General features: G+C 67.3%; 8 protein-coding genes. 6 read left to right on the top strand and 2 right to left on the bottom strand.

What is annotated here, in order from left to right; all coding sequences use genetic code 11:
* Nucleotides 1–242: 242 nt before the first annotated feature.
* From K8V84_RS13225 to K8V84_RS13210, 4 genes are all read left to right on the top strand, one after another.
* Nucleotides 243–1,619: a TrkH family potassium uptake protein gene (locus K8V84_RS13225; protein ID WP_304074566.1), complete on the top strand. Its 1,377-nt coding sequence runs from the start codon at nucleotides 243–245 to the stop codon at nucleotides 1,617–1,619.
* Between the two features lie 37 nt (nucleotides 1,620–1,656).
* A complete protein-coding gene (locus tag K8V84_RS13220) occupies nucleotides 1,657–2,328 on the top strand; it encodes a TrkA family potassium uptake protein (protein WP_304074563.1) in 672 nt (223 codons plus the stop codon).
* Nucleotides 2,329–2,421: 93 nt separating this feature from the next.
* Nucleotides 2,422–3,387 carry a metal ABC transporter substrate-binding protein gene (locus K8V84_RS13215; protein ID WP_304074562.1) on the top strand — a complete coding sequence of 322 codons (966 nt, stop codon included), beginning with the start codon at nucleotides 2,422–2,424 and terminating at the stop codon, nucleotides 3,385–3,387.
* Nucleotides 3,388–3,697: 310 nt separating this feature from the next.
* Nucleotides 3,698–3,931 (top strand): DUF397 domain-containing protein, encoded by a 234-nt coding sequence (locus K8V84_RS13210; protein ID WP_304074560.1) that lies wholly within the window; start codon nucleotides 3,698–3,700, stop codon nucleotides 3,929–3,931.
* Between the two features lie 236 nt (nucleotides 3,932–4,167).
* Here K8V84_RS13210 and K8V84_RS13205 read toward each other — a convergent pair whose 3' ends face one another.
* Both K8V84_RS13205 and K8V84_RS13200 read right to left on the bottom strand, forming a co-directional pair.
* Nucleotides 4,168–5,004, bottom strand: coding sequence for a helix-turn-helix transcriptional regulator (locus K8V84_RS13205; protein WP_304074564.1), 837 nt, complete (start codon nucleotides 5,002–5,004; stop codon nucleotides 4,168–4,170).
* Nucleotides 5,005–5,273: 269 nt separating this feature from the next.
* Entirely contained in the window at nucleotides 5,274–5,771 is a 498-nt protein-coding gene (locus K8V84_RS13200) for an ATP-binding protein (protein ID WP_304074559.1), read from the bottom strand.
* Between the two features lie 318 nt (nucleotides 5,772–6,089).
* Between K8V84_RS13200 and fabG the strand changes: the two genes are divergently transcribed.
* Nucleotides 6,090–6,848, top strand: a complete 759-nt coding sequence (gene fabG / locus K8V84_RS13195) for a 3-oxoacyl-ACP reductase FabG (RefSeq protein ID WP_304074557.1) — start codon at nucleotides 6,090–6,092, stop codon at nucleotides 6,846–6,848.
* Between the two features lie 52 nt (nucleotides 6,849–6,900).
* Nucleotides 6,901–7,459, top strand: a 559-nt coding sequence (locus K8V84_RS13190) for a TetR/AcrR family transcriptional regulator (RefSeq protein ID WP_304074555.1), incomplete at its 3' end; no start/stop codon positions are given.

The following is a 7,459-nucleotide window of genomic DNA, read 5'->3' as shown; positions in this document are numbered from 1 at the left end:
GGGGTCGACGCGAGGGCTCAGGAGTGCACGAAGTCGACCCCTCCCGGCCCACCCGGGTCCCGGGCCGGCTGACGGGCGAGATGGTGCGTCGCTTTCGCCGGCCGGGCCTGCGTGCCCGTTCACGAGGGGTTTGACAGAATCGTTCGGGTTCCCGAGCGAGGAGGATCCGTGAACATCGCACCCGACCGTCGGCCGGCACCCCGGTGAGCCGGCCGTTCCCCCGAACACGCCCCCGGCTCCCCATCCGTCTCCCCCGCCCGGGGCGCTCGGACTCCCACGGCACCCGCGGGACCAAGCCATGGCACAAGCCGGCGCGCGTGTTCCTGCTGATCTTCGTGAGCGTCGACCTGATCGGCGCGCTGCTGCTCACCACCCCCCTGGCCACCGTCGACGGGCGGGGGTTGCCCTTCCACGAGGCCTTCTTCACCGCGACCTCGGCACTGGCCGTGTGCGGGCTCAGCGTGGTCTCCCTGGGCAGGGAGCTCAGCGGCTTCGGTCAGGGCGTGGTTTTGGCCCTGGTCCAGGGCGGCGGCATGGGCATCATGACGCTGGCCTCGTTGCTGGGCACCGCCGTCATCCACCGATTCGGGCTGCGCATGCAGCTCACCGTGCAGGCCGAGGTGCGCACCCTGTGGGTCGGCGACGTACGCGAACTGGTCAATCGGGTGCTGACCATCTTCCTGGTGTTGCAGGGTCTGACCTTCGTGCTCATCACCCCGCGCATGTGGCTGGCCTACGACCTCACGCTCCCGCAGGCCCTGTACTCGGGGTTCTTCCACTCGATCATGGCGTTCAACAACGCCGGACTGTCGCTGTACGACGACAGCTTCACCCGTTTCTCCGGTGACGGGTTCATCCTGTTCCCCGTGGCGTTCGCGATGATCCTGGGCGGCATCGGCTTCCCCGTGCTCCTCGAACTGCGTCGGCGGCTGGGCCGGCATCACCGGTGGTCCCTGCACACCAAGCTCACCGTCACCACCACCGCCATCCTGTTCGCCGCCGGGATCCTGTTGATCACCGCCATGGAGTGGAACAATCCGACCACCCTGGGCGGGCTGCACTGGTGGGCGAGGCTCACCGACGGCTTCTTCACCGGGGTGATGCCGCGCAGCGGCGGGTTCAACGCCGTGCCCATCGGCCAGATGCAGGACTCCACCCTGCTGGTGACGGTCATGCTGATGTTCGTCGGCAACGGCAGCGCCGGGACCGCGGGCGGCATCAAGGTCGCCACCCTCGCGGTGGTCTTCCTGGTGGTCAGGGCCGAGGTGCGCGCCCACGACCGGGTGCACGTCTTCGGGCGTCAGTTGCCCACCGAGGTGATCCGGCAGTCCCTGAGCCTGGCCTTCCTGTCCGCGACCGCGGTGGCGAGCACCACCGTGCTGATGCTGTGGGCCACCGAGTTCTCCCTCCTTCAGGTGTTGTTCGAGGTGGTCTCGGCCTTCGGCGTGGTGGGCCTGTCCGTGGGCATCACCCAGGACCTCGCCGCGTGGAACCAGTACCTGTTGGCGATCCTCATGGTGGCCGGCCGGGTCGGACCCATCACGTTCGTCACCGCGCTGGCCTTCCGCGACCGACAACGTCGTTACACCCTGGCCGAGGCCCGGCCGATCATCGGCTGAGCCCGACCCCGAACCGGAACCCCCGAGGAGAGAGACCATGCCCCATCGTGATCGAAGCGACGACAAGCGCGTCCTGGTGATCGGCCTGGGCCGGTTCGGCAGTTCGCTCGCACTGGAACTGGTCAGACACGGCTGGGAGGTGCTGGGCATGGACTCCAACCCGCGCCTGGTGCAGACCTACGCGGACGCCCTCACCCACACCGTCATCGGCGACGCCACCGACGAGGAGACCATGAGGCAGGTGGGCGCTCCCCAGTTCAACCGGGCGGTGGTCGCGATCGGCAGCCACCTGGAGGAGAGCATCCTCACCACCTCACTACTGGTCGACCTGGAGGTGGCCAGTATCTGGGCCAAGGCCACCAGCCGGCGGCACGGGCGAATCCTGGAGCAGGTGGGCGCGGACCACGTGGTGCTGCCCGAGCACGACATGGGCGAGCGGGTGGCGCACCTGCTGTCGGGGCGGATGCTCGACTACAAGGAGGTGGAGCAGGGGTTCGCCGTGGGCAAGACCCGGGCTCCGCAGTCGATGGTGGGCCGGACCCTGCGGGAGACGCGAGTGCGACAGAAGTTCGGCATCACGGTGGTGGCGGTCAAACGGGTGGGGTCCTCCTTCACCTACACGACGGAGGAGACCGTGCTGCACCAGGGCGACGTGATCCTGGTGGCGGGCCGCAACAAGGACGTGGAGCGCTTCGCCGAGAGCAGGTGACCTCGCAGGACCTCGACCGGTCGGGACACGTATCGGGGGCCCGGGCAAAGCGGACAAATTGACAACCGTTTTCATTTTCCCGAAAATAGTCGCATGAGAACCAGGACCTCCGTGCGCGCCGCCTCCCTCGGCGCCGCCATCGCCATGATCATCACCGGCTGCGGCAGCGAAGGCGGTGACACCGGCGACAACGGGGTCTCCCCCGCCGACGCCGACCTCACCGTCGTCACCGGGGTCTACCCCCTCGAATGGCTTGCCCAGGAGATCGGCGGGGACACCACCGCGGTCGTCCAGCTGACCGAGCCCGGCGCCGAACCGCACGACCTGGAGCTCACCGGCCGTCAGATCGCCGAGGTGAGCGAGGCCGACATCGTGTTCCACGTGGGCGGCCTCCAGCCCGCCGTGGACGAGGCGGTCGACCAGGAGGGCGAGGACGCCTCACTCGACGTCGCCGACATCGTGTCGCTGCGCCCCGCCGACGACGGCGAGGACGAGGACGACCACGCCCACGAAGAGGACGACGGGCACGACCATGGCGAGCACGACCCCCACTTCTGGCTGGACGTGGACCTGATGGCCGAGACCGCCGAGGCGCTGGCCGAGCGCATGGGCGAGGTGAACCCCGAGGGCGCCGACACCTACCGACAGGAGGCCGAGCGGGTCACCGGCGAGCTGGCCGCCATCGGCGAGGAGTACGAGCAGGGGCTGTCCTCCTGTGAACACCGTGAGGTCGTGGTCGGACACACCGCCTTCAGCTACCTGACCGACCAGTACGACCTGGAGCAGATCGGCGTCAGCGGGGTCGACCCGGAGAACGAGCCCTCCCCCGCGCAGATCGCCGCCATCACCGACGTCGTCAAGGAGCGCGACATCTCCACGATCTTCACCGAACCGCTCATGCCCGCCGCGACCGCGGACACCATCGCGGCCGAGACCGGCGCTCAGGTGGAGGTACTCGACCCGCTGGAGGGGGTGACCGATCGGTCGCCCGGCGACGACTACCCCTCGATCATGCGCGGGAACCTGGAAGCGCTGACCACGGCTCTCGCCTGCGAATAGTCACAAGGCCACCACAAGGCCCCGTCGATACTTCGGCGGGGCCTTCGCGTGTTACCGAGGGTTCATCCGTGTCACTTTCAGACCAAGGTCCCCAAAGCAACTCTGACCCATTTGACCAGCAACGACGCCATGTTCGGACACCTTGCCGAGGAGAACGCGATTACATAGCGCTTACATCCGACCAAACCCACGGACAAGTGGCGAGCATCACGCTATGCTCGTGAGAGTGATGGTGCTGATGCACGTGCATTCGTTAATGCATTAGCACGCACGTTTCCCCTCAGTCGAAGATGCAAGGAGCGACAGGAACATGACCGCACACAACGGTATCCGCGCGACCGACCTGACCGAGGCCTCCTGGCAGAAGGCCAAGCGCAGCAACTCGCAGGGGGCCTGCGTCGAGATGGCACGTCTCCACGACGGATCGATCGCCGTACGCAACTCTCGCTTCCCCAGCGGACCGGCCCTGGTCTACACGCAGGAGGAGATCGACTGCCTGATCCTGGGCGCCAAGGACGGCGACTTCGACAACCTGCTCGGATAAGGTCGGCTTCGAGCACAAGAGAAGGGCCCACCCGTATCTCGTGGCACGACGGCGCGAAGCACCGTGGAGTGGTGTGCGTGCCGACCCGGTAAGCCACCCCTTGCTCTCTCCCGGGTCACCCGAGCTACGGGTTCCAACGCGAAGAGGGGGCTCCGTCACGGACGGAGCCTTCTCTTGCCCCACCCACGGGGACGAACAGGGTGTGGGGGCAAAGGGGTTCGGAGGATAACAGGGGCTCAGGCCTCGTCGAGGTCCTTGAGCATGTCCTTGAGCATCGAGACCGTCTCATCGGGGGTGGCGGCCGAGACGCTGAGCTTGGTCATCGCCTTGGTGTAGGCCTCGACCGTGGACCGCTTGTCCACGATGTCGCCGTCGGTCAGGTGTTCCAGGTACAGCACGTCGGACAGCTCGAAGTCGGAGAAGCGCAGCAGCGTGAAGGAGCCGGCCTCGGCGGCGTGCGCGCCCACCTCGAACGGGATGATCTGCAGGGTGATGTTGTCCCGGTTCTCACAGATGTCGATCAGGTGGCGCAGCTGGCCGCGCATGATCTCCTTGCCGCGCTCGCGGCCCCCGATGGGCCGACGCACGGCGGCCTCGTCGAGGATGATCCACATCTTCTTACCGCTGTTGAGGTGTTCCTGTCTCTTGAGTCTGGCCTGGATGCGCTGCTCGGAGAGGGTGTCGGTGTCGACACCACCGGAGATGACCTCGCGGGCGTAGTCCTCGGTCTGCAGCAGTCCCGGCACGAACTGGGACTCGTAGACACGAATCTGGTCGGCGGCCTCCTCGAAGCCCACGTAGCGGGTGAACCACTTGTGGAGGGCGTCGCCGTACTCCTTCCACCAACCCGGTTTGTTGGATTCGAGGGCCAGTTCCTTGAATTCCCTCAGGAGCTTGCGGTCGGTGACCCCGTACATCTTGAGGAGGTCCTCGATATCCCGGGGCTTGAATCCGACCCGCCCCAGTTCCATACGGCTGATCTTGGAAGCGGAGGCTCGAATCCTCTCGCCCGCTTCCTCACGGGAGATGCCACGTAGTTGCCGGTACCGTCGGAGCTGCTCTCCCAGGAGCATGCGGCGCACGGTGGGGCCACTCCCCTGGCGCAAATGAGCGATATCCACGTTCGCCGCCTCTCTTCTTTCTCCGGACAAGAGTATCGGTTCGCCCGGTCCCCTTTGCCGTGCGACCGGGACACTACACCTCCACGGTATCGACGACGTCCCGTTCCACCCTCCAGGACGCCCCCTCACGGCCCTTCGCCCGCCCCTCCCGGAGCGGCCCATCCGGCCGGTGGCCCGCCTCCCGCAGCGGGACGCCCGGCAACGAGCCCTGTGTCATCGACTCACACGAATTGCGCCCAAACGAACTTTCCGCCGGGCGGTGTGGGAATCACTCCCCACTCTCGCGCGAAAGCACTCACCAGGGCAAGCCCTCTGCCGCCTTCGACACCGGAGATCGCTTCCCTTCTGTGCGGCAAGTGATCTCCACCGTCACGAACCGCACAGATGAATTCACTGCCGCTGCGCATGAGTGAGAGCTGAATACCCGATCGGCCCCGCTCGGTCAAGGTGAGCGGACCTCCATGCCGTACCGCATTGGTGACCAATTCCGAAACGACGACCGAGACATCGCTCGACAAGTACTCCATGCCCCATTCGAGGAGCAGGGCGTCGGAAATCTCCCTGGCCGCGCCGACCGTCCGCGGGCGGGGCTCGAAAGTCCACGTGACGGCGTCGTGCCGGTCACCGCACACCGGCGTGTTCCAGCGTGGGGACCCGTGGGTCAGGACCCTGAGCCACCATGCGTCGGCAGGCTCCGCCACCGCCTCCGCACACTCCATGCCCTTCAACTCCTCACTGACGCGCCGCACCGCAGACCACCGAATGGGTGTGAGGCTCGTGCTGCTGCACGGGCCGAATGCACGTGCATCTCAGTCTTGGATGACATCGTAAGCCACAGCCCGATCACGCGCAGGCAAACGCGGGCACCGACCGAAAAGCTTTGCGGTGGCGCAGGTCAGCACCATTACGGACGACTGAAGAACTCACGGAACCCTGGTTCACCGAAGAACCGAAAGGCGCACCCGGTCACGTACCGACCAGTAGGCATGCGGATATGATTCCCCCGCGCCCACCACGTGATCAATGGAGGTAACACCATGTCCCCAACGCCTCGTGTGGCGATCGTGACCGGCGCGGCCCGCGGCATCGGCGCAGGTACCGCCGAGCGCCTCGCCCGTGAAGGTCGCTCCGTCGCCGTCCTGGACCTGAAGGAGTCCGACGCCCAGGAGGTCGTGGACCGGATCACCACCGAGGGCGGCCGGGCCATCGCGGTGGGCTGCGACGTCTCCGACGCCGACCAGGTGACCGCCGCCGTCGACACCGTCGCCGAGCGACTCGGCCCGCCCGCGATCCTCGTCAACAACGCCGGTGTGCTCCGCGACAACCTGCTGTTCAAGATGTCCCCCGACGACTGGGACACCGTCATGAACGTGCACCTGCGGGGTTCGTTCCTGATGAGCAAGGCCGCCCAGGCCCACATGACCGCCCAGAAGTGGGGCCGGATCGTGAACCTGTCCAGCTCCTCCGCGCTGGGCAACCGTGGCCAGGCCAACTACTCGGCGGCCAAGGCGGGCCTGCAGGGCTTCACCAAGACCCTCGCGATCGAGCTGGGCAAGTTCGGCGTCACCTGCAACGCGGTGGCCCCCGGTTTCATCGAGACCGCGATGACCCGTGCCACCGCCGAGCGGATCGGGATCAAGTACGACGACATGAAGGCCTTCAAGCAGGCCGAGATCCCCGTGCAGCGCGTGGGTCTGCCCGAGGACATCGCCAACGCGGTGGCCTTCTTCACCGGCGAGGACGCGGGCTTCGTGTCCGGCCAGGTCCTGTACGTCGCCGGCGGCCCCCTGGACTAGCGTCGCCCGTCCCGCACGCGCGCCCCCGCCGGTCACGATCGGTGGGGGCGCCTTGCACAGAGGCGAGGGTCCCGTTTCGGCAGGGGCCGCCGTCCTGCGTCCCCACGTCACCTCGGCCATCTCCGAGGCCGTACTGGACGAACTCGCCGAGCGCGGATACGGGCGCCTGTCGATGGAGGGCGTGGCCAAACGCGCCGGGACGGGCAAGAGCTCCCTGTACCGCCGGCGGTCGTCCAAACAGGGGATGGTCGTCGCGGCGCTGACCGAATTCAGCGTGCCGCCGGCCGAGATCGCCGACACCGGGTCCTTCGAGGGCGACCTGCGCGCAACGTTGGGGGCTGTGCACGCATGGCTCACCCACCCGCGTTTCGCGGCGATCCTGCCCGACCTGACCACCGAGGCGGGGCGGGACCCGGAGCTGGCCCGGGCCATCGAGAGCGCCATGGGTGTACGTCGCCGAGCGCTCGGGGAAGCCACCCTGCGTCGGGCGATCGAGCGCGGGGAACTCCCCGAGGACACCCACCTGCCCCTGGCTCTGGACCTGCTGGCCGCGCCCCTGTACTGGCGCCTCAACATACTCCGGGCCGAGGTCGAGCCCGACTACCTGAACA

Source organism: Nocardiopsis listeri (assembly GCF_020741345.1).
GTDB classification, from domain to species: domain Bacteria; phylum Actinomycetota; class Actinomycetes; order Streptosporangiales; family Streptosporangiaceae; genus Nocardiopsis; species Nocardiopsis listeri_A.
The sequence above is the reverse complement of the archived record's forward strand: the minus strand, read 5'-3'. Positions and strand labels throughout refer to the sequence as shown.